The sequence below is a fragment of the Herbidospora sp. NBRC 101105 genome (assembly GCF_030269205.1).
GTDB classification, from domain to species: Bacteria; Actinomycetota; Actinomycetes; order Streptosporangiales; family Streptosporangiaceae; genus Herbidospora; species Herbidospora solisilvae.
Genome location: NZ_BSSX01000002.1, coordinates 1,057,597 through 1,084,488, shown reverse-complemented (window position 1 = coordinate 1,084,488; position 26,892 = coordinate 1,057,597). Strand labels below are relative to the sequence as shown.

The following is a 26,892-nucleotide window of genomic DNA, read 5'->3' as shown; positions in this document are numbered from 1 at the left end:
GGCGGTTATGGCGGAGGGGAAACACCCGGTTACATTCCGAACCCGGAAGTTAAGCCCTCCAGCGCCGATGGTACTGCACCGGGGACGGTGTGGGAGAGTAGGACACCGCCGGACAATCTTTATACCGGAGGCCCCGATCGATGTGATCGGGGCCTTCGACGTTTCACGGGAAGGGGCCCGGCCATTCGGCCGGGCTTTCTGCGTTTTCAGAACAGGTGGTCCGTGGGGATGTCGAGGTTGTCCAGCAGATGGCCGGTGAAATAGACCGTCCCCAGAGCCACGACCCTGCCTCCCAGGGCCTCGACGTAACGCGCGTCGACGTCGTCGATGGTGGTGACGTCCCAGTCGGGCGGCAGGGGCCGGGTGAAGTTCAGGTGGGTGTCCGGGAGCCGTACGAAGGTCACGGGGAGGTCTTTGAGGGCCTCGATGGCGCCGTCCAGGTCCTTGTGGTCCGGTAGGCACAGCAGGACGCGGTCGACGCCTCCCCATTCGGCCAGGGCTCGGTCGATCGACATCCGCACGCCGGCGCCGGTGATGGGGGAGTCGATGATCAGGCGTGTTCCGCCGATGTCGTGGTGGGAGAAGCGGGCCGGGAGGCGTACCGACACGGGGGTTGGCTCCGCGTCGGTCAGGTGGGCGGCGGCGGATCGGCCCAGGAGGGCGTTTCTGGTCCAGGGTGTCGCCTCGGGGGTGATCTCGCGGAGGCGGTCTCCGGCCCGGGCCTTCAGTTCGGCCCGGACGTCGGGGGACTGAGGGAGGGTCACGGCCCATCGCGTCTCCGGCGTGATGACGCCGGCCTTCTCCCGGGCGATCTCGGCCACGGTCTCCCCGAGGATGCCGAGGTGCTCGGCGAAGATCTCGGTGACGGCCACCACCTCGGCGGGGAACAGGCTCACCTCGTCGGAGGCGCCGCCCATGCCCGCTTCCAGAACGAGGTAGTCGGCCTCGACGTCCTGGGCGTGCAGGACGCCGGCGAGGGTGAACAGGCCCGCCGGGGAGAGGTAGCCGCCGGAGGGCGGCAGCGGGACGGAGGTCAGGCGGCTCCCCAGCGCGGCCAGGGCGCCGGCGGAGATCGAGACGCCGTCGACGCGGATGCGGTCGCGGTTGCTGCGGAGTCCGGGGCTGGTCACCGTGACCACGCGGGCGCCGGTCGAGGCCAGGTAGGCGGAGGCGTAGGTCGCCGTGGTGCCCTTGCCCTTGCTGCCGACGACGGTCAGCACCGGTACGGCGGCCACCGCGCCCACGGCCTCGGCCAGGCGCCGGGCGCGGGCCAGGTCCCGGCGGGAGCCGGGGGCGCGGGTGGTCCATTCCTTGAAGAAGGCCTCGTCGGAGCTCATTCCCGACAGCTTAGGGAACGGCCCTAAGCTGGGCGGGTGACGATCCACGCTGTTGAGGCCGCGATTCGTGCCCGCGGTGTCGAATGGGACATCGATCCGACCCTCGACCGGATGGCGGCACTCGTCGATCTGCTGGGGAACCCGCAGGCGGCGTACCCGATCATTCACATCGCCGGCACCAACGGGAAGTCGAGCACGGCGCGGATGGCGGAGGCGCTGCTCAGGGAGCGGAACCTGCGGGTGGGGCGCTACACCTCGCCCGAGTTCGCCAGCATGCGCGACCGGATCTCGATCGACGGCGAGCCGATCTCCGAGGAGCGGTTCGTCGAGGTCTACGAGGAGCTGGAGCCCTACTTCGGCATCGTCGACGAGAAGTTCGGGCGGCTGAGCTTCTTCGAGGTGCTCACCGCGATGGCGCTCGCGGCCTTCGCCGACGCGCCGGTCGACGTCGCGGTGGTCGAGACGGGCATGGGCGGCACCTGGGACGCCACGAACGTCGCCGACGGCACGGTGGCGGTGATCACGCCGGTCTCGCTGGATCACACCGAATACCTGGGGCCCGACGTCGAGACGATCGCGGGGGAGAAGGCCGGCATCATCAAGCCCGGGTCGACCGTGATCCTCGCCCAGCAGCAGCTTGCGGCGGCCGAGGTGATCGTGCGGCGGGCCGCCGAGGTCGGGGCCACGGTCGCGCGGGAGGGCCTCGAGTTCGGGGTGCTCGGGCGCGAGCTCGCGATGGGCGGGCAGCTGCTGCACCTGCGCGGGCTGAACGCCACCTATGAAGAGGTGCTGCTGCCGCTCTACGGCGCCCACCAGGCCGGGAACGCCGCGACCGCGCTGGCGGCCGTCGAGGCGCTCTCCACGGCGGCCGAACCGCTCGGCGAGGAGCTCATCAGGCAGGCGTTCGGCCAGGTGACGAGCCCGGGGCGGCTGGAGGTCGTGCGGCGCGGGCCCACGGTGCTCGTCGACGCCTCGCACAACCCCGGGGGCATGGAGGCGACCGTCGACGCGATCGGGGAGTCGTTCGGGTTCACCCGGTTGGTCGCGGTGCTGGCCGTCATGGCCGACAAGGACGTCGAGACGATGCTGGAGCTCCTGGAGCCGATCGTCGAGGAGGTCGTGGTCACCCGGAACTCCTCGCCGCGTTCCATGGAGGTCGACGACCTGGCCGACCGCGCCAGGGGCGTGTTCGGGCCCGACCGCGTGCACGCGTCGGCGCGGCTCGACGACGCCATCGACGTGGCCGTCGGGCTGGCCGACGAGGGCGACGAGTATGGTTCCGGTGTGCTCATCACCGGCTCGGTGGTAACCGCCGGTGATGCCCGAATTCTGCTGAAGGCCGGATGATGAACTTCGATGTGACGCCGGGAATGCGGCGGCTGGGCGCCTCGGTGCTCGGCATGGAGGCGATCGTCGTCGCGCTGATGACCCCCGTCGCGATCGTGGTCGGCAAGGTCGATCCGCCGATCGCCGTCGGGGTGGGCTGCGGGCTCGCCGTCCTGTGCGTGGTCGCCGCCGGGCTGCTCAGGAAGCCGGTCGGGTACGTCCTGGGCAGCGTCGTCCAGGTGCTCGCGATCGCCTCGGGGTTCATGGTGACGACGATGTTCTTCCTCGGGGTGATCTTCGCGGCGCTGTGGGCGACCGCGATTATCGTCGCTCGCCGTGTCGAAGGGGCGACGAAGCGCTAAAGTCGGTCGCCATGGCCGTCCCCCCATTTCAGCCAGCCCTGCCCCAGCGGGTCCGGGCGCTCGCGGTAGACGTCGCGCGTCTGGCCCGGCGGCCGGTCGTCACCGACGCCGTCGTCGCGATGCTGATCGCCGTGGCCCTGCCGCTGGCCATCGTGTCGATTCCCAACACGATCTCTCAGGTGGCGGCGCTGCTGCCGCCGGGCGTCTCCCAGATCGACATGATGCGGGCCCACGGCCTGGCGCTGCCGGTGATGCTCCTGACGGTGCCGCTGGCGGCGGTCGCGGTGCGGCGGTTCAAGGCGGCGCCGGTCCTCGTCCTGGGGCTGGCGATGCTGGCCGCCGCCGACGCGGGCGGGGGCTATGCCGACGGGCCGGCCCTCGTGGGCGTGCTGCGGGTGGTGCACGGCATCGGGGCCGGGCTCCTGATCCCGGCGACGCTGGTCGCGGCGGGGGAACGGCGGGCCCGGCGCGGGCTGCTCGCCCTGTGGGCCGGGATGCTGGCGGTCTCGCTGGTCACCGCGCAGGCGCTGGCGCTCTGGCCGATCGACAACGTGCGGTCGTGGGCCGTGACGCTCCAGCCGTTCCCGCTGCTGACGGGATTGGCGCTCAGCCTGGCCGCGGTCTATCTGGTGCTCTGGCGGCTGGCGTGGGAGACCACGGCGGCGGCGACCGACCGGCTGCTGATCTCCACACAGCCGGGGTCGGCGGAACGTTCCCGGCTGCTGATGGCGGCGGTGCCCTCAGCGGGGATCGCGGTGCTCGCGGTCGGCACCACCTTCGACTGGCCCTCGGGCCTGGTCGTCGCGGTGGCCGGTCTGGCGCTCGTGGCGATGCTCGGGCTGGCGGTCTCGGCGGCCACGGCGGGGGCGCGCACCCTCGGCTTCACGTGTGTGGCCGTGGGTCTGGTCGTGCTGCCGACGGCGGCCCAGGTGACCTATGTCGAGATGCCGTGGCTCGGGGGGCCGGGACTCGACGCGATGGCCTGGCCGCTCGTGGTGGCGGTGATCGGCACGCTCGGGGCGGTCTGGGTCGCCGGGCGGGCGCCCGAGGAGAAGAGCACCAAGCTCGTGGGGGCCGGGCTGGTCGTGCTGGTCGTGGGCCTGTGCGCGATCCGGGTGCTGGTGCCCGCGGCCGACGGGCTGCTGCTGGCGGTGCCGTTCACCCTGATGGCCGCCGGCGCGGCGGTGGCGCTGGTGAGCGCGCTGCGGCTGGCCGGGCCCGTGGCGGCCCTGTTCGGGCTCGCGCTGCTCTTTCCGGCCATGCTGGCCGGGTTCCTGCTCGGTACGGGCATCCAGGTGACCTGGTTGCGGTCGGCCGCCCCGTCGGGGATGGCGACCTACCAGGGCATGGTCGACGGGTTCGTCGAGGCCCTTCACGTATGGGCGCTGGTCGGCGGGTTCGGCGTGGTGCTCGTGCTCGGGCTGTCGGCGTTGTCGGCCCGCCGGGCCAACCGGGTGGCCGCCGCCGAGGAGCCCAAGGTGGTCGTTCCCGCGCCGACGCCGTCGCCCGAAGTGATTGCCGAGGGTGACGAATCCGACCGGTAAGCTTCCCTCGGATTCCCACGAAGCCTTCACAAAGGAGTGATCCCGTGTCCGAGCGCACGCTCGTCCTCATCAAGCCGGACGGTGTCCGCCGCGGCCTCATCGGCGACGTCATCGCCCGCATCGAGCGCAAGGGCCTGACCATCGCGGCCATGGAGCTGCGTCAGCTCGACGCCGAAACCGCGAAGACCCACTACGCGGAGCACTCCGAGCGGCCGTTCTTCGGCGAGCTGGTCGACTTCATCACCTCCGCCCCGCTGGTCGCCCTGGTCGTCGAGGGCCCGCGCGCCATCGAGGCCTTCCGCGGCCTGGCCGGGCTCACCGACCCGGTGAAGTCGGCCCCCGGCACCATCCGCGGCGACCACGCCCTGGAGATCGGCGAGAACGTGGTCCACGGCTCCGACTCTCCGGAGTCCGCCGCGCGGGAGATCAAGATTTTCTTCCCCGACCGGTTCTGAGGAACCCTCCTGAAAGCCCCGGCCACGCCGGGGCTTTCTTGCGTTTTCGCCGCCTGAAAGCCCGTGACCAGCGGATTTATGCAAATGGGGTGGGGTCGGTGTGCTCGGCGTTGGGTACGACCCGTTACGATTCGAGTGCGATGCGTTACTCCCGCTAACCACCTGAAGGAAGGCCTCCTTCCCTATGGGCAGCCACTTTGCTTTCCTGGGCCGCGACATGGCGGTCGATCTCGGCACCGCCAACACCCTGGTCTACGTGCGGGGGCGCGGCATCGTGCTCAACGAGCCGTCCGTCGTGGCGATCAACACCTCGACCGGCCGCATTGTCGCGGTCGGCATCGAGGCGAAACGGATGATCGGCCGTACGCCAGGCAACATCGTCGCGGTGCGACCACTCAAAGACGGCGTCATCGCCGACTTCGACGTGACGGAGCGCATGCTCCGATACTTCATCCAGCGCGTGCACAAACGGCGGCACTTCGCCAAGCCACGCATCATCGTCGCGGTGCCGAGCGGCATCACCGGCGTCGAGCAGCGCGCCGTCAAGGAGGCCGGCTACCAGGCCGGCGCCCGGCGCGTCTACATCGTCGAGGAGCCCATGGCGGCGGCCATCGGGGCGGGCCTGCCCGTCCACGAGCCGACCGGCAACATGGTCGTCGACATCGGCGGCGGCACCACCGAGGTGGCGATCATCTCGATGGGCGGCATCGTCACCAGCCAGTCGATCAGGGTCGGCGGCGACGAGCTCGACCAGGCGATCATCACGTACGCCAAGAAGGAGCACTCGCTCATGCTGGGCGAGCGCACCGCCGAGGAAGTGAAGATCGCCATCGGCTCGGCGTGCGCGTCGGCCGAGGAGCCACAGGCCGAGATCCGCGGCCGTGACCTGGTCAGCGGCCTGCCGAAGACCGTGGTCGTGTCGGCGAGGGAGATCCGCGAGGCGATCGCCGAGCAGGTCAGCTCCATCGTCGACGCGGTGAAGTCGACCCTCGACAAGTGCCCGCCCGAACTGTCCGGCGACCTCATGGACCGCGGCCTCGCCCTGACCGGCGGCGGCGGCCTGCTCAAGGGCATGGACGCCCTGCTGCGTGAGGAAACCGGCATGCCCGTCCACCTGGTAGACAACGCGCTCGACTCGGTCGCGCTCGGCTCCGGCCGGTGCGTGGAGGACTTCGACGCCCTGCAGCAGGTGCTCGTGCCCGAGGCGAGGAACTGAGAACGATGAAAGACAGCCGCCGCTCCCGTCTGTTCCTCGGCCTGCTGCTGGCCGTGGCCCTGGTCCTGATCACGGTGGACCACCGGAGCGAGAACACGCCCGTGTTCGGGCCTCTGCGCACGATCGTCACCTCGGCGTTCGGCACGGTCGAGCGTGGGGTCTCCACGATCACCGAGCCGATCGGCGGCTTCGTCGGCGCGCTCGCCGGCGCGCAGGGGTCGCGGGAGCAGATCACCAGCCTGAAGGCGCAGAACGCCGAGCTGGAGGGCGAACTGTCCTCCCAGCGGATCGACAAGCGCCGCTCGGCCGAACTGCAGGCCATGCTCGGGCTGTCCGGCCTGGGCGGTTACAAGGTCGTGCCGGCGCAGGTCGTGGCGCGCCGCGCGTCGCCCGGCTTCGAAGACGCCGTGGAGATCGACGCCGGCACCGCCGACGGCATCAAGCCGGACATGACCGTGCTCAACGGTCAGGGGCTCGTCGGGCGGGTGGTCCGGGCGACCACGTCGACCGCGACCGTCGTGCTGCTCTGCGACCCGGCCTCCTCGACCGGGGCCCGGATCGAGAACAGCGGCGAGCTGGGGGTGATCAGCGGTCTGGGCGCCAACGGCAACTCGGGACGGCGGATCATGTTCCGGCTGCTCGACTCGACCCTGCCGATCACGGTCGGCACCCGCCTGGTGAGCTTCGGCTCGCAGCAGGGTGTGCCCTATGTGGCCGGGGTGCCGATCGGCGTGATCGAGAAGGTCGAGGCGACGCCGGGTGAGCTCACCCGCACGGCCTACGCGAGGCCGTTCGCCGACCTCAGCTCGGTCGACGTCGTCGGCGTGGTGGTCGAGGGGCCGAAGCGCGATCCGCGTGACGCGCTCCTGCCGCCGGCGCCCAAGCCCGCGGCCAAGCCGAAGCCCAAACCGAAACCCGCGACCACGGCGCTGCCCGGCGGGCAGGCGCCGCCGCAGGTCGCGCGGCCCGGCGCCGTCACCCCGGAGACCGGCCCGGCGAACCAGGCCCCCGCTGACCCGGGGAACACGGCGCCGGAGAACACCCGGGACGGCGACGCCGCTCCTGAGAACACCGCTCCTGACAACACTGCTCCTGACAACACCGCTCCGGGTGACACGCGGACGCCCGGCGGGCGCGACGGCGAGACGTCCATATCGGACGACGAGGCGGCGTGATCTGAATGCCCCGGATCCTGATCACCACGCTGCTCGTGCTCACCGCCCTCGTGCTGCAGGTGACGGTGGTCAACCGGCTGCCGCTGTCGGCCATGCCCGACTTCGTGCTGCTCGTGGTGATCGCGCTGAGCGCGATCCGGGGGCCGGTCGCCGGGGCGACCATCGGCTTCTTCGCCGGCCTGGGCGCCGATCTGCTGCCGCCCGCCGACCACGCCCTGGGCCAGCACGCGCTGGTCCTGTGCCTGGTCGGCTTCACGGCGGGGCGGTGGGGCGAACGGTGGCCGCTGCTCACCGTGGCGGCGTGCGCGGTGGGGGCGCCGGCGTTCGCGCTGGCGGTGAGCGGTCTGCTGGGTGATCCGGGAATCGATGTGCGGACGTTCGAGGCGGTGTGGCCCATGGCGGCGCTGGTCAACCTGCTGGCCGCGCCCGTCGTGGTGTGGGCGGTGCTGAAGGTGTGCGGGCCCCGGCCCGAGAAGGCGACGGCGGCGGCGGTGCCGGGGTGGAGGCGCTCATGACCCGGATGCGGACTCGTTTCGTGGTGCTCCACGTGGCGGTGCTGGCCCTGCTCGTCGTCCTCGGCGTGCGCCTCTACCAGGTGCAGGTCGTGCGGGGGCAGCAATACGTGGCGAAGGCGACCGAGACGCGCACCCGCGCGGTCATGGTGCCCGCGCTGCGGGGCCAGATCCTCGACTCGACCGGGCGGCCGCTGGTGCGGAACCTGACCCGGCTCGTGGTGTCGGTCGACCGCACCCAGCTGGAGCGCATGCCGCGCGGCGGGCAGGACGTGCTGGAGAAGCTCTCCGCCGTGCTCGGCACTCCGGTGACCAAGCTGCGGGAGCGGCTGCGGTCGTGCGGGCCGGGCGTCAGCCGTCCGTGCTGGACGGGCTCGCCCTACCAGCCGATCCCGGTCGACGACCGGGTGACCCAGCGCGAGGCGCTGACCATCCTGGAACGCCAGGAGGAGTTCCCCGGGGTGACCGCAGAGGTCCAGGCGCTGCGCGACTACCCGGGCGGGTCCGACGCCTCCCAGGTGCTCGGTTACCTTCAGCCGGTCACCCAGGAGGAGCTGGAGAAGCGCCAGGGCCTCAAGACGAGCTTCTCGGGTGTCGACCTCGTGGGGCGCGACGGTCTCGAGGCCGTCTACGACCACCAGCTGCGCGGCACCCCCGGTCTGCGCCGGGTCCAGGTCGACCGGATGGGCAAGGCGATCGGCGTCGAGCAGCAGGTCGCGCCGGTGGCCGGCGACACCCTGATCACCAGCATCGACGCGCGGGTCCAGTCGATCGTGGAGAAGGCGCTGGCCGACGCGATGAAGAAGGCGCCCCAGGCCGATGGCGCCGCCGGGGTCGTGCTCGACGCGCGCAACAGCCGGGTGATCGCGATGGCCAGCATGCCCAGCTACGACCCCCGGGTCTGGACGGGCGGCATCTCCGAGAAGGAATACCAGACGCTGCTGTCGGAGAAGGCGGGCAAGCCGCTGGTCTCCCGGGCGATCAAGGGCACCTTCGCGCCGGGTTCGACGTTCAAGGTCAGCTCGGTGTCGGCGATGGTCGCCGACGGCTACCCGCTCAACGGCACCTACGACTGCCCCGGCTCCTACATGGTCGGCGCGCGGGCGTTCAACAACTTCCGGGGCATCGGCCTCGGTCCCATGAACCTGCACACCGCCCTGGTGAAGTCGTGCGACACGATCTTCTACCGCGCGGCCTACGAGATGTGGCAGCGTGACGGCGGCATGCAGCCCAAGGCGACCGCCAAGGACCCGATGGCCGCGATGGCGCGCGCCTACGGCTTCGGCAAGCTCACCGGCGTCGACCTCGTCGGCGAGTCGCCGGGCCGGATCCCCGACCGCTTCTGGAAGAAGGAGTTGTGGGCGGCCACCCGCAAGACCAACTGCAACCGGGCCAAGACCGGCTACCCCGAGGTCAAGGACGCCGGCCGCGCCGCCTTCCTCAAGCAGCTCGCCTACGAGAACTGCCTGGAGGGTTTCCAGTGGCGTCCCGGTGACGCCGCCAACTTCTCGATCGGCCAGGGCGACGTGCTGGTCACGCCGCTGCAGCTCGCCAACGCCTACGCCGCGCTGGTCGGCGACGGCAAGCTGCGCAGCCCGCGCATCGGCTGGGCGCTGATGCGTCCCGACGGCAGCTCGTCCAAGATCATCGAGTCGCCCGTGATCGGCAAGCTGCCGATCGACAAGAAGACCCGCGACTACATCAGGAACGCCCTCAGCGAGGTCGCCTCCGACGGTACGGCCGCGGGCGCCTTCGGCGGCTTCCCGATGGACGTGGTCCGCATCGGCGGCAAGACCGGTACGGCCGAGGTCTACGGCAAGCAGGACACCTCCTGGTTCGCCTCGTTCGCGCCCACCAAGAACCCCCGTTTCGTGGTCGTTGCCATGGTCTCCCAGGGCGGCATGGGCGGTTCGGCCGCCGCCCCGGCCGTGCGGCAGATCTACGAGGGCATCTACGGCCTGAACAAGCAGCCCGCGGCCCTGCCCGCCGGCCGCCCGGCCGAGCACCTGCCGGTCATCGGCCCCGACGGGACGGTGAAGCGCTGATGTCCGCGCCGATCACCCGGATCCGCAAACGGTCGCTGGCCAGCCGGGCCATCGGGACCGACGCCGCCGTCTGGCGGATGGACGGCCTGCTGTTCGTCTCCGTGGCCGCGTTGTGCACGATCAGCACCCTGCTGGTGTGGTCGTCCACCCGCACCTGGACGGCGGTCGAGCCGACCGGCATGCTGAAGAAGCACCTGCTCATCCTGTGTGTCGGCGCCGTGTTGTGCGGTCTGGTCTCGATGGTCGACCACCGGCGGCTGCGGGCCTACGCGCCGGTCGCCTACGCGGCCGGGCTCGCCCTGCTGGCGCTGGTGATCACGCCGGTCGGGTCGACCGTCAACGGCTCCCACTCGTGGATCATGCTCGGCGGCGGCTTCGGACTGCAGCCCTCCGAGCTGGCCAAACCGGCGCTGATCCTGCTGCTGGCGATGTTGTTGTCGGAGCCCGCCGAGGGCACCGACCGGCCGCGGCCGCTCGACGTGGCGCTGTCGCTGGCGGCGGCGGCGCTGACGATGGGGCTGGTCATGCTCCAGCCCGACCTCGGCACCACGATGGTGCTGGCGGTGATCACCGGCAGCGTGCTCGTCTTCTCGGGCATCCGCAAGCGCTGGATCGCCCTCGTGCTGGTCGTCGCCGTGGTGGCGGCGGGACTGGTGTGGTTCCTGGGGCTGCTGCAGCCCTACCAGGTCGCCCGGTTCACCGCGTTCATGAACCCGGCCAGCGACCCGCGCGGCTTCGGCTACAACGCCACCCAGTCGCTGATCGCGATCGGCTCGGGCGAGATCTACGGCAAGGGGCTGTTCCAGGGCGGGCAGACCACCGGCCGGTTCGTGCCCGAGCAGCACACCGACTTCATCTTCACCGTCGCGGGCGAGGAGTTCGGCTTCCTCGGCGCGATCACGGTGGTCGTCCTGCTGGGCGTGGTGCTCGTCCGGGGCATCACGATCGCGCGGCAGTGCGACGACCGGTTCGGCGCGCTGGTCGCGGCGGCGATCGTCTGCTGGTTCGCGTTCCAGACGTTCATCAACGTCGGGATGACGATCGGCATCATGCCGATCACGGGACTGCCGCTCCCGTTCGTCTCCTACGGAGGAACCGCCACGTTGGCCAACATGATCAGCGTGGGGATGCTCCAGGCCATCCACAGCGGGCGGCGTACCTGAGAGTGGTCCGCATGAAGGTGCGGCGGGCTCTCACTGGCGCGGCCACCGTTCGGCGAACACTCTGGGAACGAACCTTGAATAGGCGGTGACTCCGCAGACGGAGGAAGCGTGACCCCGGACGACGAGGCGCGTGAGCGAATGCGCGCGTTGGACCTGCTCCGCAAGGCCTTTCCCGATTACCGGATCGTTTACGGCAACGGCCGGTGGGCCGCCGCGGCGGCCGGCAACCCGCCGATGGTGTGGTTCGCCGACACACCGGGCAGCCTCTGCGGGCAGTTGTTCATGGCCCAGGTCCGGAGCGGCGGTGAGGTGGGCCCTTTCCGGACGGGCCGTGAGAGCGGCTCTCAGGCTGCGCGGTGACCGTTTCGTGACGATCGCGACGCTAGCGTGGCACCGTCCCCACCTGGAGAGAGCATGACCTACTCCGCCCGCGGCGCCGACCGTTCCGCCATCCAGTTCGCCTCGGCGATCCGCGACCGCACCCTCGCCGCGCTGGGGGAACCGCCCTCGACCGCGATCATCCACCAGATCGCGGAGGAGATCCACGCCGGTTCCCCGCAGACCTCGCGCCTGAAGTGCATGCGGCTGGCCAACGGCTGGACCGTCGAAGAGGCGATCGAGCGGTTCCACGGCATGTGCGACCGGGCCGGCATCAAACGGCGCGGCCTGTCCGAACGCTCCTGGCGGGAGTGGGAGGCCGGGTCGCGGCCCGACCGTGAGTACACCGACCTGCTGTGCCGGCTGTTCGAGACCGGCCCGGTGCAGCTCGGCTTCGCCCGCGACTACACGCCCGAGGAGGCCCGCCGGGCGCACGCCGCGGCCGGCACCGCCGACCCGGTCGAGGACGCCGCGCGCGAGGCCAGCGAGCACGCCGAGGAGGTCGAGAACAGCGAGCTCGGCGCGGGCGCGCTGGAACGTTTACGCACGCAGGTGGTCTGGGTGGGCCGGCGGTACGTCTGGGAGTCGCCGCTCCCGCTGTTCATCGAGATGCGGGTGTTGCAGGAACAGACCCGCAAGGCCCTCGACCGGCGCATCCACCCCGGGCAGGCGCAGGACCTCTACTTCCTCACCGGGGCGCTCTGCGGCCTGATGGCCAACGCCAGCATGGACATGGGCCGCCGGCTGCCCGCCGACACCCTCGCCCGCGCGGCGTGGACGTACGGCCGCATCGCGGGGAACACCTCCCTCATGGGGTGGTCACGCGGGATGCAGGCGTCGGTGGCCCTGTGGGACCGGCGTTACGAGGACAGTTTCCGGTACGCCGGAGACGCGCTCACCCATCTCAACACGGGGTCGGGCGGGGCCCGGCTCTACATGCTCCGGGCCCGGTCGGCCGCGATGCTGGGCCGTACCGAAGAGGCGCGGGAGGCCCTGCTGCGGGCCGAGGAGGCGCGCGCCCGGGGCGGCCGCGACGAGCTCCACGACGAGATCGCCGGGGAGTTCGCCTTCCGGCCCGCCAAGCAGCACTACTACGCCGCCGTCACCCATCTCCATCTGGGCGACGCCTCCCGGGCGATCCAGGAGGCGGCCGAGTCGATCGCCCTCTACTCCACCGACGAGCGGGAGAACCGCTCCTACGGGTGCGAGGCCATGGCCCGCGCCCATCTGGCCATCGCCTACGTCATGGAGGACGACCAGGAGGGCGCCGAGCAGGCCGTGGCGCCGCTGCTCGAACTGCCTCCCGACCGGCGCATCGACAGCCTGGGGGCCACCCTCGCGGCCAGCCGGTCGCTGGTGTCCGACCGGATGGCCCGCCAGATCGAGGGGTTCTGCTCCGTCGGCCTCACCCACACCGTGGCCGCATCCGACCAGCGGAGGCTCTCCCCGTGACCGTCCCCCTCGTCGCCGGAATCCCGGGAGCGCTGATCGAGGCCTGCCGCGAGGCCGGTCTGAGCTCCGCCGGGGCCCGGCTCCTGCGCAGCTTCGCCAACGTCGTCTACCACCTGCCGGAAGAGGGTCTGGTGGTACGCATGGCGACCGCCACCACGCCCGGCAAGTACGACCGCCTGGTCACCTCCATCAAGGTCACCCGGTGGTTGTCCGCGCAGGGCTTCCCGGCCACCCGGCCCGCCGAGGTCCGCCAGCCCATCGCGGTCGACGGCCACCTGGTGACCTTCTGGCACTACGAGGAGCAGGACGGCCCGCCCCCGGGTCCCGTCCCGCTCGGCCTGCTGCTCCGGCGGCTGCACGCGCTGCCGCCGGTGCCGTTCGACCTGCCGACCTACGACCCGTTCGGGACCATCAGGCGGGCCATCGCGGACGCCCGCGCGATCGATCCCGAAGAGCGCGAGTGGCTGACCGAACGGTGCTCGGCGCTCTCCGACGCCTATTACGAGCGGCTGGAGTTCTCCCTGCCGTACGGACTCGTTCACGGTGACGCGCACCGGGGAAACCTGCTCCGTACACCTGGGGGCCACCTGCTGTGCGACTGGGACTCGGTGAGCGCCGGGCCACGTGAGATCGACCTGGCGCCGACCATGGCCGGGGTCAGGTTCGGTCTCACCGAGGCGCAGCGCGACGGATTCGTGGAGGCCTATGGCTACGACATCCGCCACTGGGCCGGTTATCCGGTGCTGCGCGACACCCGGGAGCTCCAGACGCTGACGGCGCTGCTGAGGAACGCCCACCTCGACCGCGACGCCCTGGGAGTGCTCCGGTTCCGGCTGGCCTCGCTCCGGGCGGGCGACAACCGGACCTGGCGCGCCTTCTAGCTCCTATACCCTGGGTCACATGTCTGTCGAGTCGCTGTTTCCCCGCCTGGAAGCCCTGCTGCCCAAGGTGCAGAAGCCGATCCAGTACGTCGGGGGTGAGCTCAACTCGACGGTCAAGGACTGGGACGAGGCCACGGTTCGCTGGGCGCTGATGTATCCCGACGCCTACGAGGTCGGCCTGCCCAACCAGGGCGTCCAGATCCTCTACGAGATCCTCAACGAGCTCCCCGAGACCCTGGCCGAGCGGACCTACGCGGTCTGGCCCGACCTGGAGCGGCTGATGCGGGCCGAAGGCGTCCCGCAGTTCACCGTCGACGCCCACCGGCCGGTGCGCGCGTTCGACGTGCTGGGCCTGTCGTTCTCGACGGAGCTCGGCTACACCAACATGCTGACCGCGCTCGACCTGGCGGGCATCCCGCTCAGCGCGGCCGACCGGGGTCCCGACGACCCGATCGTGCTGGCCGGCGGCCACGCGGCGTTCAACCCCGAGCCGATCGCCGACTTCATCGACGCCGCCGTGCTCGGCGACGGCGAGCAGATCGCCATCGCGATCTCCGAGGTCATCCGCGAGTGGAAGGCCGAGGGCGAGCCCGGCGGGCGCGACGGCGTGCTGCTGCGGCTGGCCGAGACCGGCGGGGTCTACGTCCCGAGGTTCTACGACGTCGAATACCTGCCCGACGGGCGGATCAAGCGGGTCGTGCCCAACCGTTCGGGGGTTCCCTCGCGGGTGTTCAAGCACACCGTGATGGACCTCGACGAGTGGCCCTACCCGAAGAAGCCGCTGGTCCCGCTGGCCGAGACGGTCCACGAGCGGTTCAGCGTGGAGATCTTCCGGGGCTGCACCCGCGGCTGCCGGTTCTGCCAGGCGGGCATGATCACCCGTCCGGTGCGCGAACGGTCGATCACCACGATCGGCGCGATGGTCGACAACGGCATCAGGGAGTCCGGCTTCAGCGAGGTCGGCCTGCTGTCGTTGTCGAGCGCCGACCACTCGGAGATCGGCGACGTCGCCAAGGGCCTGGCCGACCGCTACGAGGGCAGCAACGTCTCGCTCTCGCTGCCGTCGACCCGGGTCGACGCGTTCAACATCGACCTGGCCAACGAGTTCTCCCGCAACGGGCGCCGGTCCGGGCTCACCTTCGCCCCCGAGGGCGGCTCGGAGCGGATGCGCAAGGTCATCAACAAGATGGTCAGCGAGGAAGACCTGATCCGCACCGTCACCACGGCCTACAGCCAGGGGTGGCGGCAGGTGAAGCTCTACTTCATGTGCGGCCTGCCGACCGAGGAGGACGTCGACGTCCTCGGCATCGCCGACCTGGCGCGGAAGGTCATCCAGGCCGGCCGTGAGGCGACCGGGTCGCGCGACGTCCGCTGCACGGTGTCGATCGGCGGGTTCGTGCCCAAGCCGCACACCCCGTTCCAGTGGGCGGCGCAGGCCGACCACGAGACCGTCGACCGGCGGCTGCGGGAGCTCCGCAACGCCCTGCGCAACGACAAGCAGTACGGCAAGGCGATCGGCATGCGCTACCACGACGGCAAACCGTCGATCGTGGAGGGCCTGCTGTCTCGGGGCGACCGCCGCGTCGGCAAGATCATCCGGGCGGTCTGGGAAGACGGGGGCCGTTTCGACGGCTGGAGCGAGCACTTCTCCTACGACCGGTGGATGGCCTGCGCCGCCCAGGCGCTCGACGGGGAGCCGGTCGACGTCGACTGGTACACCATCCGGGAGCGCGAGGAGCACGAGGTGCTCCCGTGGGACCACCTCGACGCCGGCCTCGACCGCGAATGGCTCTGGCAGGACTGGCAGGACGCCGTCAACGACGTCGAGGTCGAAGACTGCCGCTGGACGCCCTGCTACGACTGCGGCGTCTGCCCGACCATGGGCACGGAGATCCAGATCGGCCCGACGGGCCGCAAACTGCTCCCGCTGACGGTCGTATCCTGAGGAAGACGGCCCGGGGGAGCGGCTTCCCCCAGGCCCACGAAACGAGACTGGAAGGAACACGGACCTCTGAAACCCGCACCCGATGGGCCCCCGCCCGCGCCGGTGGCGCAGCGTCTGCGCGTGCGCTACGCGAAACGAGGGCGGCTGCGCTTCACGAGTCACCGCGACATCTCCCGTGCCGTCGAAAGGGCGGTCCGGCGGGCTGACATCCCGGTGGCCTTCAGCGCCGGGTTCAGCCCTCACCCGAGGATCTCCTACGCGGGTGCCGCCCCCACCGGGGTGGCCAGCGAGGCCGAATACCTCGAGATCGCGGTGACCCGCCCCTGCCGTCCGCAGGAGTTGCGCGCCGCTCTCGACGCCTCGCTGCCGCCGGGCCTCGACGTGCTCGACGTGGTCGAGGCACGCGCGGGCAGCCTGGCCGACCGGCTGGAGGGCTCGTTGTGGGAGGTGCGCCTGCCGGGAGCCGATCCGGCGGCGGCCGAGGGTGCGGTGAAGGAATTCATGACCGCAGGAGAGGTCGCGGTCGAACGCCTGACCAAGAAGGGGATGCGGAACTTCGACGCCCGGGGGGCCGTGGCATCGCTGGTGTCGCTGACCGCTGACCAGGACGATCACGTGGAGGGAGGGCCGAATCAGTCGTGTGTCATACTTCGCATGGTTGTTCGGCACGAAACTCCGGCCGTCCGACCCGACGACGTGCTCATGGGTCTGCGTCTCGTGGCCGACTTCGCGCCGCCGTCACCGCCTTCGGTGACCAGGCTGGCGCAGGGGCCCCTTGACGCGTCGACCGGTGAGCCCGCCGACCCGCTCGAAGCCGACCGGGTTGGTGGAGACCAATAGGACTTGCCGCCATGGCCCCGGAAGGTGGCCGGGCGGACCGCGAGAGACGAGAAGAGCCCCCGCGCGGCGCGGAAACGCGCCCGGGGGCTGACGGGAGAGCGCCCGCATGCTCGACAACGAGCCCACTGTCGGCGATACGACAACTGCAGATACGACGTCCTCGGTGACAACGGCGAAGCCTGCCCGCAGACGGTCGGCCAGCCGGCCGGCGGGTCCGCCGCCGGAACCCGACGAGATCCCCCCGGCGCCCGCCATCCAGGTGTCCGTGGCCACCGCCCTCGGCACGGCTGACCCGGCGGCCGCTGCGGCGTCTCAGGCTGCCACCGGCACGTCCGCCTCCAACGGCACGCCCGCATCCTCGGAGGCCGTGCCCGCATCCTCGGAGGCCGCGCCCGCGGCTCCCGAAGCCGCCGAGCCGGCCGAGAAGCCCAAGCGCACCCGCCGGCGGACCCGTTCTGCCGACGACGAGGCCGCGACCGGCGAGACGCCCGCCGCGCCCCCGGCGCCCGCCGCCGAGGCCGAGGTGAGCGAGAGCCGCCCGGCCCGTAAGCGCACGACGCGCAGCCGCGCGGCCAAGGAGGCCGCCGCTCCGGAGACCCCCGCGCCCGATGCTGCCTGGCAGGCCGCGGAAGCGCCGTCGGCTGGCGGCCAGGTCTCCGAGGTGGTCGTGGAGTCGGCCGCGCCCGAGGTCACGGCGGCCGTCGAGGCGGCCCAGGCCGAGGTCGCGCCCGACGCCGAGACGGCCAAGCCCGTGCGGCGGAGCCGTACCAGAAAGAAGACCGAGGAGACGCCGGAGGCGGTCTCCGAAGAGGACGAGAAGCCGACCAGACGGCGCCGCACCCGCAAGAGGGACGAAGAGGGCGCCACGGAACGATCCAGTGCGCTGAACGCGGCGGAGGCCCAGGTCGCGGCCGCGATGATGTTCACGTTGCCCACCGAGGAGCCGCTCGACGACGAGCCGGCCGGTGAGGACCTCGAAGACCTCGACGAGGGCGCCAAGCCGTCGCGGCTGGCCGACCCGTTCGGCTTCCACGCGGCCGAGCAGCAGCCGCAGCAGTACACCTTCCAGCGTCCGGCCGCCGTCTTCCAGCCGCTGTTCCAGGCGCCCGACGCCGCCGCGGCGATCCCGGCCCGGCCGCAGCAGCCGGCCCCGCAGCCTCCGGCCCAGCCGCAGCCCGAACCCGAGCCGGTCGCCGCCGAGGAGGCCGAGGAGGAGTCCGACGACGAGGGCGACGACGAGTCGGGCGACGGCTCGCGCCGTCGCCGGCGCCGCCGTGGCGGCCGTGGCCGCGGGCGGGGCCGGGACGAGAACGGCGAGGCCCAGGAGTCCGAGGAGGAGCCCCAGGCCGCCGCCGAGGAGTCCGACGAGGACGCCGACGACGAGGGCGAGGGCTCCGAGGGCGGTTCGCGCCGCCGTCGCCGCCGTCGCCGCCGGGGCGGCGAGGACGACGCGGTCGTCTCCGACGACCCGCCCAACACCGTCGTGCGCATCCGCGCGCCGCGGGCCGGCCGCACCACCACGTCGTCGGTCGACGAGGTGCAGGGCTTCCGCGGGTCCACGCGGCTGGAGGCCAAGAAGCAGCGCCGCCGCGAGGGGCGCGAGCTGGGCCGCCGCCGTCCGCCGATCATCACCGAGTCGGAGTTCCTGGCCCGCCGCGAGTCGGTCGAGCGCGTCATGGTCGTGCGCCGTCACGGCGGTCGCACCCAGATCGCGGTGCTCGAAGACGGCGTGCTGGTCGAGCACTACGTCGACCGCGAGGCGAGCCAGTCCTACGTCGGCAACGTCTACCTCGGCAAGGTGCAGAACGTGCTGCCCTCGATGGAGGCGGCGTTCGTCGACATCGGCAAGGGCCGCAACGCGGTGCTCTACGCCGGTGAGGTCAACTTCGACACCGCCGGGCTCGAAGGTCAGCCGCGCCGCATCGAGGCCGCGCTGAAGTCGGGCCAGTCGGTGCTGGTGCAGGTCACCAAAGACCCCATGGGCCACAAGGGCGCCCGGCTCACCTCCCAGATCAGCCTCCCCGGCCGATACCTGGTCTACGTGCCCGACGGCTCGATGACCGGCATCTCCCGTAAGCTCCCCGACAAGGAGCGCACCCGGCTCAAGCAGATCCTGCGCAAGGTCATGCCCGAGAACGCGGGCGTGATCGTGCGCACCGCCGCCGAGGGGGCCTCGGAGGAGGAGCTGGCCCGCGACGTTGCCCGCCTGGCGGCCCAGTGGGAGAGCATCCAGAAGAAGGCCAAGTCGGCGAGCCCGCCGGAGCTGCTGTCGGCCGAGCCCGACATGACGATCCGCGTGGTCCGCGACGTCTTCAACGAGGACTTCGCCAACCTGGTCGTCTCGGGTGACGAGGTCGCCCGGACGGTCGAGGAGTACGTCGACTACGTCGCCCCCCACCTCGCCGAACGCGTCGCCAAGTGGGACGAGGACGTCGACGTCTTCGCCGCCTACCGGGTCGACGAGCAGATCGCCAAGGCGATGGAGCGCAAGGTCTGGTTGCCCTCGGGCGGCTCGCTGGTGATCGACCGGACCGAGGCGATGACCGTCGTCGACGTCAACACCGGCAAGTTCACCGGCCAGGGCGGCAACCTGGAGGAGACGGTCACCAGGAACAACCTGGAGGCCGCCGAGGAGATCGTCCGCCAGCTCCGGCTGCGCGACATCGGCGGCATCATCGTGATCGACTTCATCGACATGGTGCTGGAGAGCAACCGCGATCTGGTGCTGCGCCGCCTGCTGGAGTGCCTGGCGCGCGACCGCACCAAGCACCAGGTGGCCGAGGTCACCTCGCTGGGTCTCGTGCAGATGACCCGTAAGCGGGTGGGCCAGGGGCTGCTGGAGGCGTTCTCGACGCAGTGCGACTGCTGCCACGGGCGCGGGGTGATCATCTCGACCGAGCCGGTCGACGGGAAGCCCGAGCCGCGCGGCACGCAGGGCAAGATGGCGATCGAGAAGGCCGTGGCCGAGAAGCTGGAGAAGGCCGAGAACGGCGGCAACGCCGTCGCGGCCCACGACTCCCGCGACTCGCGCGACACGGTGACCGACACCGTCGACGACCAGCCGCGTACTCGGCGCCGGTCGCGAAGGTCAAGGTCAGCGGATTAGTTCACCACCGGCGGGCCGCTCGGTTCGACCTCGGGACCGGAACCCGGTACCCTAGAGAACCGGCGCGCCCTGGTGGCGCGCTTGGCTTCGCGCGCCCCTCCTGGTTCGCCGGTTCATCTGTTAGCGATCGGATGTCGGGGCGCAGCATCCAGTAGACAAGAAGGGTTCCGCGGTGTACGCGATCGTTCGTTGCGGCGGCAGGCAGCAGAAGGTCTCCGTCGGAGACGTCATCGAGGTGGACGCGGGTGCGGGCGAGGTTGGTTCTTCGCTGACGCTTCCGGCTCTCCTCGTCGTCAACGACGGCGATGTCACGCATGACGCCGCCGCCCTGGCCCGTTTTGCGGTGACCGCCGAGGTTCTCGGCGAGGTCAAGGGCCCCAAGATCCGCATCCTCAAGTACAAGAACAAGACCGGTTACAAGAAGCGCCAGGGTCACCGCCAGCGGTACACCCAGGTGAAGGTCACCGGCATCGACTCCGGGAAGTAGTGAATCATGGCACACAAGAAGGGCGCCTCGTCCACCAGGAACGGCCGTGACTCGAACGCTCAGCGGCTCGGTGTCAAGCGCTTCGGTGGCCAGCTCGTGAACGCCGGCGAGATCATCGTCCGCCAGCGTGGCACGCACTTCCACCCGGGCGACAACGTCGGCCGTGGCGGCGACGACACGCTGTTCGCGCTGTCGGCGGGTCACGTGCAGTTCGGCCGCAAGCGCGGTCGCCGCGCGGTCAGCATCATCCCGGTCGCGGAGTAGATCCGCGCACACCGGTAAGGACGAGGCGGGTCGGTTATCCGATCCGCCTCGTTGTCATTAGAACCGAAAGGATCGTTGTGGCGGATTTCGTGGACCACGTCCTCCTGCACATCAAGGCGGGAGACGGCGGGAACGGCTGCGCGTCCGTCCACCGCGAGAAGTTCAAGCCGCTCGGCGGCCCCGACGGCGGCAACGGCGGGCGGGGCGGCGACGTCGTCCTGGAGGTCGACCCCAACACCTCCACGCTGCTGGAATACCACCACCGGCCGCACCGCAAGGCGCCCAACGGCAAGCAGGGCATGGGCGCCAACCGCGACGGCGCCACCGGGGAGGACGTCGTCCTGAAGGTCCCCAACGGGACCGTCGTGAAGGACGCCAAGACCGGTGAGGTGCTGGTCGACCTGGTCGGCGTCGGCACCCGCTACGTCGCCGCGCAGGGCGGCTTCGGCGGCCTGGGCAACGCCGCGCTGGCCAGCGCCAAGCGCAAGGCGCCCGGGTTCGCGCTGCTGGGCGAGCCGGGCGACGAGGGCGACATCGTCCTGGAACTCAAGACGGTCGCCGACGTGGCGCTGGTCGGGTTCCCCAACGCCGGGAAGTCGTCGCTGATCGCGGCGCTGTCGGCGGCCCGGCCGAAGATCGCCAACTACCCGTTCACGACGCTCGTGCCCAACCTCGGCGTGGTCACGGCCGGAGACGTCGTGTTCACCGTGGCCGACGTGCCGGGACTGATCCCGGGGGCGTCGGAGGGCAAGGGCCTGGGCCACGAGTTCCTCCGCCACGTCGAGCGCTGCTCGACGATCGTGCACGTCCTCGACTGCGCCACCCTGGAGCCCGGTCGCGACCCCCTGACCGACTTCGACGTCATCGAGGCCGAGCTGGAGGCCTACGGTTCGCTGCAGGACCGTCCCCGCATGGTCGTGCTGAACAAGGTCGACGTGCCCGACGGGCGTGACCTGGCCGACCTCGTCAAGGCCTCCCTGGAGGAGCGCGGCCTGCAGGTGTTCGAGATCTCCGCCGCCACCCACGAGGGCCTCAAGCCGCTCGCCTTCGCGATGGCCGAGATGGTCGAGCGCGACCGCGCCGACAAGCCCGTCGAGGAGCCGACGCGGCTGGTCATCCGGCCCAAGCAGTTCGGCGAGACCGGGTTCTCGGTCCGCCGCGTCAACGAGCGCACCTTCCAGGTCACCGGCGAGAAGCCCGAGCGCTGGATCCGGCAGACCGACTTCACCAACGACGAGGCCGTGGGTTACCTGGCCGACCGTCTCGAACGGCTGGGCGTCGAGGAGGCCCTGGTGAACGCCGGGGCCGAGCCCGGCGCCGAGGTCGTGATCGGCTCGATGGAGAACGGCTACATCTTCGACTGGCAGCCCACCATGGGCGCCAGGGTCGGCGGTCCCAGAGGCTCCGACAACCGCATCGACTAGGGGGCACCTCGAAATGGTCCGGGAGCGCATCGGCACGGCCGGGCGGATCGTCGTCAAAGTGGGCTCGTCGTCGCTGACGACCCCGCAGGGCATGATCGACGTCGACCGTGTCGACGCGCTGGTCGACGTGCTGGCGGCCCGCCGCGCGGCCGGGACCCAGATCGTGCTCGTCTCCTCCGGCGCCATCGCGGCCGGGCTCGGCCCGCTCGGGCTGAAGGCCCGGCCGAAGGACCTGGCCACCCAGCAGGCCGCCGCCTCGGTCGGCCAGGGCGTGCTGGTGGCACGTTACACAAGCTCCTTCGCCCGCTACGGGCTGCGCGTCGGCCAGGTCCTGCTGACCGCCGACGACATGATGCGGCGCTCCCACCACCGCAACGCCCAGCGCACGCTGGCGCGGCTGCTGGAGCTGGGCATCGTGCCGGTCGTCAACGAGAACGACACCGTGGCCACCGACGAGATCCGGTTCGGCGACAACGACCGCCTCGCCGCCCTGGTCGCCCACCTGACCCACGCCGACGCGATGGTCCTGCTCTCCGACGTCGACGCCCTCTACGACGGCGACCCGCGGCGTCCCGGGGGAGCCAACCGCATCACCGAGGTACGCGGCCCCGAAGACCTCGAAGGCGTCGAACTGGGCACCTCCGGCCGGGTGGGCACCGGCGGCATGATCACCAAGGTCCAGGCCGCCAAGATCGCCACCGGCGCCGGGGTGCCCGTCGTGCTCACCGCCGCCGCCCACGCCGCCCACGCGCTCGCCGGAGACGACGTCGGCACCGTGTTCCACCCGGGTGGCCGCCACCCCGGCACCCGCCTGCTCTGGCTCGCCCACGCCACCACCGGCCGGGGGCGGCTGCATCTCGACGAGGGCGCGGTGAAGGCGGTGGCCGGGCGGCGGATGTCCCTGCTGCCCGCCGGTGTTCTCAAGGTCGAGGGCGAGTTCTCCGCCGGCGACCCGGTCGACCTCTGCGGGCCGTCGGGGGAACTCGTCGGGCGCGGGCTGGTCAACTTCGACTCCGGCGAGATCCCCGACCTGCTCGGCCGGTCGACCCGGGAGCTGGCCAGCGCCCTCGGGCCCGAATACGAGCGTGAACTGATCCACCGTGACGACATAGTGATTCTCTAGGAGCGGTCAATGAGCGAGTTCCTGCAGGTGGCGAACGCGGCGAAGGAAGCCGCCCGGCTCCTTGCCCCGCTGCCGCGCGCGGCCAAGGACACCGCGTTGCGCGCCATCGCCGACGCCCTGGTCGCGCGTGCGGAGGAGATCGTCGAGGCCAACGCCGCCGACGTCGCCAAGGCCCGGCAGGACGGCACGTCCGAGGCGATGATCGACCGGCTGCGTCTCGACGTGCCGCGCATCGGGAAGATCGCCGACGCCGTCCGGGAGATCGCCGAGTTGCCCGACCCGGTGGGCGAGGTCATCCGGGGCTCCACGTTGCCCAACGGACTGGAGCTGCGGCAGATCCGGGTGCCACTGGGCGTCGTGGGGATCATCTACGAGGGCCGGCCCAACGTGACCGTCGACGCCGCCGCCCTCTGCCTGAAGAGCGGCAACGGGGTGCTGCTGCGGGGGTCGTCCAGCGCCTACTCGTCGAACACCGCGCTGGTGAAGATCATGCAGGAGGCCCTGGAGGCCACCGAGGTGCCCGCCGGGGCGGTGCAGCTCGTGCCCGGCCTGACCCGCGACTCCGTCAAGGAGCTCATGCGGGCGCGCGGGCTGGTCGACGTGCTGATCCCGCGCGGCGGCGCGTCCCTGATCAACAGCGTGGTCGAGGAGTCGTCGGTGCCGGTCATCGAGACGGGCGTCGGGGTCTGCCACGTGTACGTCGACGCCGCCGCCGACCAGGAGCGCGCGCTCAAGATCCTGGTGAACTCCAAGGCCCAGCGGGTGTCGGTCTGCAACTCGGCCGAGACGCTGCTCGTCCACGAGGCCATCGCCGCCGAGTTCGTGCCCAAGGCCGTCGCGGCGCTGGCCGAGGCCGGCGTGACCGTCCACGGCGACCCGGCGATCATGGCCCTGGGCGGCGACGGCGTGGTCCCGGTGACCGAGGAGGAGTACTCCACCGAGTACCTCTCCTACGACATCGCCGCCGCCGTGGTGCCGTCGCTGGAGGCGGCCGTCGCCCACATCGCCCGCTACGGCTCCGCCCACACCGACGCGATCGTGACCGACTCGCAGACGGCGGCCAAGCGGTTCGTCGCGCTGGTCGACTCGGCCGCCGTGGCGGTCAACGCCTCGACCCGGTTCACCGACGGCGGAGAGTTCGGCTTCGGCGCCGAGATCGGCATCTCCACCCAGAAGCTGCACGCGCGCGGGCCGATGGGCCTGCCCGAGCTGACCTCCACCAAGTTCGTGTACGTCGGCGAGGGGCACGTACGCGGCTGACCCGCGCTGACGGCGGTCACGTCTTCTTCTGCTTCTTGGCCTGCGGGACCACAGTGGTCTGCGGCGTGGTCGCGTCGCGCTTGTTCTTGTTCAGCGGTTCGTCGCGGCTGAGGTAACGCTGGTAGGCGGCGGTGTGGGCGTCCGGTTCGCCGGCGCCCTCGTCGCCGCTCGACAGGTAGCCGACGTCCTCGTTGGTTACGCTGCTGAACAGCTCGAAGGCGTTCACGACCGCCGAGTGCGACCTCTCCTCCAGCTCCTCCCGGAGCCGCTTGGTGTCCTCGACGCCGAGGTAGGGCTTGTCGGTGTGGAGATCCAGGAGCCGGGCCAGGACCTCGGGTTCCTCCAGGAACTGCGGCGGGGGCCACGGATAGGAGTTCTTGTGGGTGGCCAGCGGGCGGTCGAAGAGGCCGGGCAGACCGGCGGTGAGCGCCAGCCAGCACTTGACGCAGCACAACTTCGAGATCCCGAGCTTGCCGCCCGGCTTCTTCCTGGCGACGGTGGCCGCCTGCATCTCCGCGTGCATGCCCTCCACCTCGGTGGGGACGGGGACCGGGCGGATCCGGCCGTGCCGTGACTCGAGTTCGGCCAGGTAGGCGAGGGTCTTGACGAGTCGTCGGCGAGTCTGGGCGAATTCGTCCTGGGGGGCCTTCTTGTTCGGATACATGAACGTCAGGAGGTCGTCGACGGCCGCGCTCTGGGCCGGTCCGGTCAGCCGGGAGGCCTTCAGCAGCCGCTCCAGGCTCACCGCCATCGTCTTGTCGCCGCTGTTGGCGAAGAGGGCGATCTCGTTGCCCTGGTGGAGGATGGCGACGCACACGCGGGTGCGGCCCAGGCAGTAGATCATGTCGGCCAGACGGTCGCGGGCGCGGTCTTCCTTCAGGTCCTGGTTCTTGACCATGGTGGAGAGGGTTTCCTCGTAGCCCTTCAGGCCGTTCGTGCGCGCGGTGATCACGCCACGCACCCACCCGCGGGCGATGCTCCTGACCTTCTTCCAGTCCGTCTCCGTCGCGGACTGCTTCGTCCTGGCCACCTTGACATGCGGCCGGCCGAAGAAGGGGCCCTTCTTCACGAGCTCCTGCACCATCGGGACGAACTGCTTCGCGCGGAACTCCTCGCCTTTCACCTGACGCACGGCCAGGCTGATCGCGGCATGGGGCGCCGGCTCCTTCGGCGTCTCCGGCACGTAGGCCCAGGCCGCGGCGAGCTCCGCCAGCACGCCGACGGGATCGGCCCCGCCGACGCGCAGCGCCTTTCCGACGAGCTGCCAGAACTCGGCGCCCTCCCGGCCGTCCCTGAACGGCTGCAGCGGCGGGTCGGGCACCACCGCACGCGCCGCGGCGACCAGGCGGAGGGCGGCCTGGTGGTCGCGGGAGGAGGGGTCGTCGTGGCCGGCCAGCAGTCTCTTCACGAGGTCGCCGTGCAGGCCGGCGAACTTCCAGAGATGGTCGACGTCGAAGAAGGGGATGCTCTGGTCGAGCTCCTCATAGGTGGGCGCCGGGTCGTCGTCCGCGGAGTCGTCTTCATCGATCGACTCCTCGACGGTCACGGCGTCCCCGTCGATGGAGGACTCCTCCTCGCCGGGCGGCTGAGCGGTCGGATCGATCGGCGGCTTCGGGGACACCACGCTCGGTTCCCCGTCGCTCGATTCCTCCTCCTCTTCCTCCGAATCCTCATCGAGGTTGATGAACTCCGTGTCGGAGTCCTCGGCCCTCGGGTCGACGACGGTCCCGCGAGGAGACGGTGACGGCGACGGGGATCTCTGCTTCGACTTCTTGAACATCTGTCCCCTTCGTGGATGGACTCGCGTCATGGTCCATCACGAGGGGGCTGACTGAGGGGTGACACTTCGGCTTCGGGAAACCCGCCCTAAGCGCGCAGCAGCACCCGGGTGCCGAGGCCGGCGTCGCGGGCCCGGATGGCGGCGTCGAAGCGGCTCTCGGCCTCCAGCTTCGTCAGCACGTTGCTCACATGGTTTCGGACCGTCTTCGGCGCCAGGCACATCACCTTGGCGATCTCGGCGTTGCTCCGGCCGTCGGCCAGGTGCTCCAGCACCTCGTGCTCCCGCGTGGTCAGCTCGGGGAAGGCGGTCCGGGTCGAGCGCGTGGTCAGCTTCTCACGCAGCCCGGCCGCCACCTCGCGGGCGAACACCAGGTGGCCGACGCCGACGGCGCGGATCGCGGCGGCCAGCTCGGCCGGGTGGGCGCTGGTCATGACGTAACCGCGGGCGCCGGCCCGCATGGCGGCCATCAGGCTCAGCTCGTCGGCGTGCTGGCTGACCACGATGATCTTCACGTCGGGGCAGCGGCGGGCGATGTAGTCGACCTCGTGCAGGAGGGTCAGGTCGATCAGCAGGATGTCGGGGCCGAGTTTGACGGCGGCCTTCAGCGCGTCCGGACCGTCGTGGGCCAGTGCCAGCAGCTTGATCCCGGGGGCCTCGGCCAGGGCCCAGCGGACCCCCTCGGTGTACAGGTAGGTCTCGCCGGCCACGACGACGGTAACGGGTTCGCTCATGGGTCAAAGAGTGGCTTAAGGCTCTTGAGGATGACTTGGCGACCACTTCAGTCACTCTGCGTGATCGCCGGTGAATCATTGGACAC

General features: G+C 71.0%; 23 protein-coding genes and 1 rRNA gene. 21 read left to right on the top strand and 3 right to left on the bottom strand.

Annotation, left to right across the window (positions count from 1 at the left end):
• Nucleotides 1–114: ribosomal RNA gene (gene rrf / locus QSK34_RS13795) — 5S ribosomal RNA — on the top strand; the annotation flags it as partial.
• 92 nt (nt 115–206) lie between these two features.
• Here rrf and QSK34_RS13790 read toward each other — a convergent pair.
• Nucleotides 207–1,337: a folylpolyglutamate synthase/dihydrofolate synthase family protein gene (locus QSK34_RS13790; protein WP_285583964.1), complete on the bottom strand. Its 1,131-nt coding sequence runs from the start codon at nt 1,335–1,337 to the stop codon at nt 207–209.
• 36 nt (nt 1,338–1,373) lie between these two features.
• Between QSK34_RS13790 and QSK34_RS13785 the strand changes: the two genes are divergently transcribed.
• The 20 genes from QSK34_RS13785 to QSK34_RS13690 all read left to right on the top strand — a co-directional run bounded on the left by QSK34_RS13785 (nt 1,374) and on the right by QSK34_RS13690 (nt 24,295).
• Nucleotides 1,374–2,684 carry a bifunctional folylpolyglutamate synthase/dihydrofolate synthase gene (locus QSK34_RS13785; RefSeq protein WP_285583962.1) on the top strand — a complete coding sequence of 437 codons (1,311 nt, stop codon included), beginning with the start codon at nt 1,374–1,376 and terminating at the stop codon, nt 2,682–2,684.
• Nucleotides 2,681–3,025 carry a DUF4233 domain-containing protein gene (locus QSK34_RS13780; protein WP_285583960.1) on the top strand — a complete coding sequence of 115 codons (345 nt, stop codon included), beginning with the start codon at nt 2,681–2,683 and terminating at the stop codon, nt 3,023–3,025. The genes QSK34_RS13785 and QSK34_RS13780 overlap by 4 nt, the downstream gene beginning before the upstream one ends.
• Before the next feature lie 11 nt (nt 3,026–3,036).
• Nucleotides 3,037–4,569 carry a hypothetical protein gene (locus QSK34_RS13775; protein ID WP_285583958.1) on the top strand — a complete coding sequence of 511 codons (1,533 nt, stop codon included), beginning with the start codon at nt 3,037–3,039 and terminating at the stop codon, nt 4,567–4,569.
• 44 nt (nt 4,570–4,613) lie between these two features.
• A complete protein-coding gene (gene ndk / locus QSK34_RS13770; protein WP_030454833.1) occupies nt 4,614–5,024 on the top strand; it encodes a nucleoside-diphosphate kinase in 411 nt (136 codons plus the stop codon).
• 184 nt (nt 5,025–5,208) lie between these two features.
• The gene (locus tag QSK34_RS13765; protein WP_030454832.1) at nt 5,209–6,240 is read left to right on the top strand and encodes a rod shape-determining protein; all 1,032 of its coding nucleotides are present in this window, start codon (nt 5,209–5,211) and stop codon (nt 6,238–6,240) included.
• 5 nt (nt 6,241–6,245) lie between these two features.
• Nucleotides 6,246–7,415, top strand: a complete 1,170-nt coding sequence (gene mreC, locus QSK34_RS13760) for a rod shape-determining protein MreC (protein ID WP_285583954.1) — start codon at nt 6,246–6,248, stop codon at nt 7,413–7,415.
• Nucleotides 7,416–7,420: 5 nt separating this feature from the next.
• Nucleotides 7,421–7,930, top strand: a complete 510-nt coding sequence (gene mreD / locus QSK34_RS13755; protein ID WP_285583952.1) for a rod shape-determining protein MreD — start codon at nt 7,421–7,423, stop codon at nt 7,928–7,930.
• A complete protein-coding gene (mrdA, locus tag QSK34_RS13750) occupies nt 7,927–9,972 on the top strand; it encodes a penicillin-binding protein 2 (protein WP_285583950.1) in 2,046 nt (681 codons plus the stop codon). Before mreD ends, mrdA begins: the two co-directional genes overlap by 4 nt.
• Nucleotides 9,972–11,135 (top strand): rod shape-determining protein RodA, encoded by a 1,164-nt coding sequence (gene rodA, locus QSK34_RS13745; protein ID WP_161478708.1) that lies wholly within the window; start codon nt 9,972–9,974, stop codon nt 11,133–11,135. Before mrdA ends, rodA begins: the two co-directional genes overlap by 1 nt.
• A gap of 108 nt (nt 11,136–11,243) precedes the next feature.
• Nucleotides 11,244–11,495 carry a hypothetical protein gene (locus QSK34_RS13740; RefSeq protein ID WP_062335186.1) on the top strand — a complete coding sequence of 84 codons (252 nt, stop codon included), beginning with the start codon at nt 11,244–11,246 and terminating at the stop codon, nt 11,493–11,495.
• 54 nt (nt 11,496–11,549) lie between these two features.
• Nucleotides 11,550–12,965, top strand: coding sequence for an NsdA family TPR-like regulatory protein (locus QSK34_RS13735; RefSeq protein ID WP_285583948.1), 1,416 nt, complete (start codon nt 11,550–11,552; stop codon nt 12,963–12,965).
• Nucleotides 12,962–13,846, top strand: a complete 885-nt coding sequence (locus QSK34_RS13730; RefSeq protein WP_051760541.1) for a phosphotransferase family protein — start codon at nt 12,962–12,964, stop codon at nt 13,844–13,846. Before QSK34_RS13735 ends, QSK34_RS13730 begins: the two co-directional genes overlap by 4 nt.
• A gap of 19 nt (nt 13,847–13,865) precedes the next feature.
• Nucleotides 13,866–15,791 carry a TIGR03960 family B12-binding radical SAM protein gene (locus tag QSK34_RS13725; protein WP_030454824.1) on the top strand — a complete coding sequence of 642 codons (1,926 nt, stop codon included), beginning with the start codon at nt 13,866–13,868 and terminating at the stop codon, nt 15,789–15,791.
• Nucleotides 15,792–15,911: 120 nt separating this feature from the next.
• Nucleotides 15,912–16,631: a TIGR03936 family radical SAM-associated protein gene (locus QSK34_RS13720; RefSeq protein ID WP_232327746.1), complete on the top strand. Its 720-nt coding sequence runs from the start codon at nt 15,912–15,914 to the stop codon at nt 16,629–16,631.
• Between the two features lie 367 nt (nt 16,632–16,998).
• Nucleotides 16,999–19,737: an Rne/Rng family ribonuclease gene (locus QSK34_RS13715; RefSeq protein WP_502875457.1), complete on the top strand. Its 2,739-nt coding sequence runs from the start codon at nt 16,999–17,001 to the stop codon at nt 19,735–19,737.
• Nucleotides 19,738–19,909: 172 nt separating this feature from the next.
• Complete coding sequence (gene rplU / locus QSK34_RS13710; protein WP_030454821.1) at nt 19,910–20,224, top strand: 50S ribosomal protein L21; 315 nt, start codon at nt 19,910–19,912, stop codon at nt 20,222–20,224.
• A gap of 6 nt (nt 20,225–20,230) precedes the next feature.
• A complete protein-coding gene (rpmA, locus tag QSK34_RS13705) occupies nt 20,231–20,488 on the top strand; it encodes a 50S ribosomal protein L27 (RefSeq protein ID WP_030454820.1) in 258 nt (85 codons plus the stop codon).
• Nucleotides 20,489–20,565: 77 nt separating this feature from the next.
• A complete protein-coding gene (obgE, locus tag QSK34_RS13700) occupies nt 20,566–21,912 on the top strand; it encodes a GTPase ObgE (RefSeq protein ID WP_161478714.1) in 1,347 nt (448 codons plus the stop codon).
• Between the two features lie 13 nt (nt 21,913–21,925).
• The gene (gene proB / locus QSK34_RS13695; protein ID WP_285583928.1) at nt 21,926–23,035 is read left to right on the top strand and encodes a glutamate 5-kinase; all 1,110 of its coding nucleotides are present in this window, start codon (nt 21,926–21,928) and stop codon (nt 23,033–23,035) included.
• A 9-nt stretch (nt 23,036–23,044) separates the two neighbouring features.
• Nucleotides 23,045–24,295 (top strand): glutamate-5-semialdehyde dehydrogenase, encoded by a 1,251-nt coding sequence (locus QSK34_RS13690; protein WP_285583908.1) that lies wholly within the window; start codon nt 23,045–23,047, stop codon nt 24,293–24,295.
• A 16-nt stretch (nt 24,296–24,311) separates the two neighbouring features.
• On the opposite strand, the gene QSK34_RS13685 is transcribed toward QSK34_RS13690, so the two are convergent.
• Together QSK34_RS13685 and QSK34_RS13680 are read right to left on the bottom strand one after the other, a co-directional pair.
• The gene (locus tag QSK34_RS13685; RefSeq protein WP_285583906.1) at nt 24,312–26,075 is read right to left on the bottom strand and encodes a hypothetical protein; all 1,764 of its coding nucleotides are present in this window, start codon (nt 26,073–26,075) and stop codon (nt 24,312–24,314) included.
• 86 nt (nt 26,076–26,161) lie between these two features.
• Nucleotides 26,162–26,806: a LuxR C-terminal-related transcriptional regulator gene (locus QSK34_RS13680; RefSeq protein WP_285583903.1), complete on the bottom strand. Its 645-nt coding sequence runs from the start codon at nt 26,804–26,806 to the stop codon at nt 26,162–26,164.
• Between the last annotated feature and the right edge of the window lie 86 nt (nt 26,807–26,892).

Bases quoted from the DNA above. Each gene is read 5' to 3' on its own strand.
- mreD (WP_285583952.1), top strand. From the start codon at position 7,421: ATGCCCCGGATCCTGATCACCACGCTGCTCGTGCTCACCGCCCTCGTG.
- rodA (WP_161478708.1), top strand. From the start codon at position 9,972: ATGTCCGCGCCGATCACCCGGATCCGCAAACGGTCGCTGGCCAGCCGG.
- mreC (WP_285583954.1), top strand. From the start codon at position 6,246: ATGAAAGACAGCCGCCGCTCCCGTCTGTTCCTCGGCCTGCTGCTGGCC.
- QSK34_RS13690 (WP_285583908.1), top strand. From the start codon at position 23,045: ATGAGCGAGTTCCTGCAGGTGGCGAACGCGGCGAAGGAAGCCGCCCGG.
- mrdA (WP_285583950.1), top strand. From the start codon at position 7,927: ATGACCCGGATGCGGACTCGTTTCGTGGTGCTCCACGTGGCGGTGCTG.
- QSK34_RS13790 (WP_285583964.1), bottom strand. From the start codon at position 1,337: ATGAGCTCCGACGAGGCCTTCTTCAAGGAATGGACCACCCGCGCCCCC.
- QSK34_RS13775 (WP_285583958.1), top strand. From the start codon at position 3,037: ATGGCCGTCCCCCCATTTCAGCCAGCCCTGCCCCAGCGGGTCCGGGCG.
- QSK34_RS13725 (WP_030454824.1), top strand. From the start codon at position 13,866: ATGTCTGTCGAGTCGCTGTTTCCCCGCCTGGAAGCCCTGCTGCCCAAG.
- QSK34_RS13685 (WP_285583906.1), bottom strand. From the start codon at position 26,075: ATGTTCAAGAAGTCGAAGCAGAGATCCCCGTCGCCGTCACCGTCTCCT.
- QSK34_RS13780 (WP_285583960.1), top strand. From the start codon at position 2,681: ATGATGAACTTCGATGTGACGCCGGGAATGCGGCGGCTGGGCGCCTCG.
- QSK34_RS13765 (WP_030454832.1), top strand. From the start codon at position 5,209: ATGGGCAGCCACTTTGCTTTCCTGGGCCGCGACATGGCGGTCGATCTC.
- QSK34_RS13735 (WP_285583948.1), top strand. From the start codon at position 11,550: ATGACCTACTCCGCCCGCGGCGCCGACCGTTCCGCCATCCAGTTCGCC.
- QSK34_RS13680 (WP_285583903.1), bottom strand. From the start codon at position 26,806: ATGAGCGAACCCGTTACCGTCGTCGTGGCCGGCGAGACCTACCTGTAC.
- proB (WP_285583928.1), top strand. From the start codon at position 21,926: ATGGTCCGGGAGCGCATCGGCACGGCCGGGCGGATCGTCGTCAAAGTG.
- rpmA (WP_030454820.1), top strand. From the start codon at position 20,231: ATGGCACACAAGAAGGGCGCCTCGTCCACCAGGAACGGCCGTGACTCG.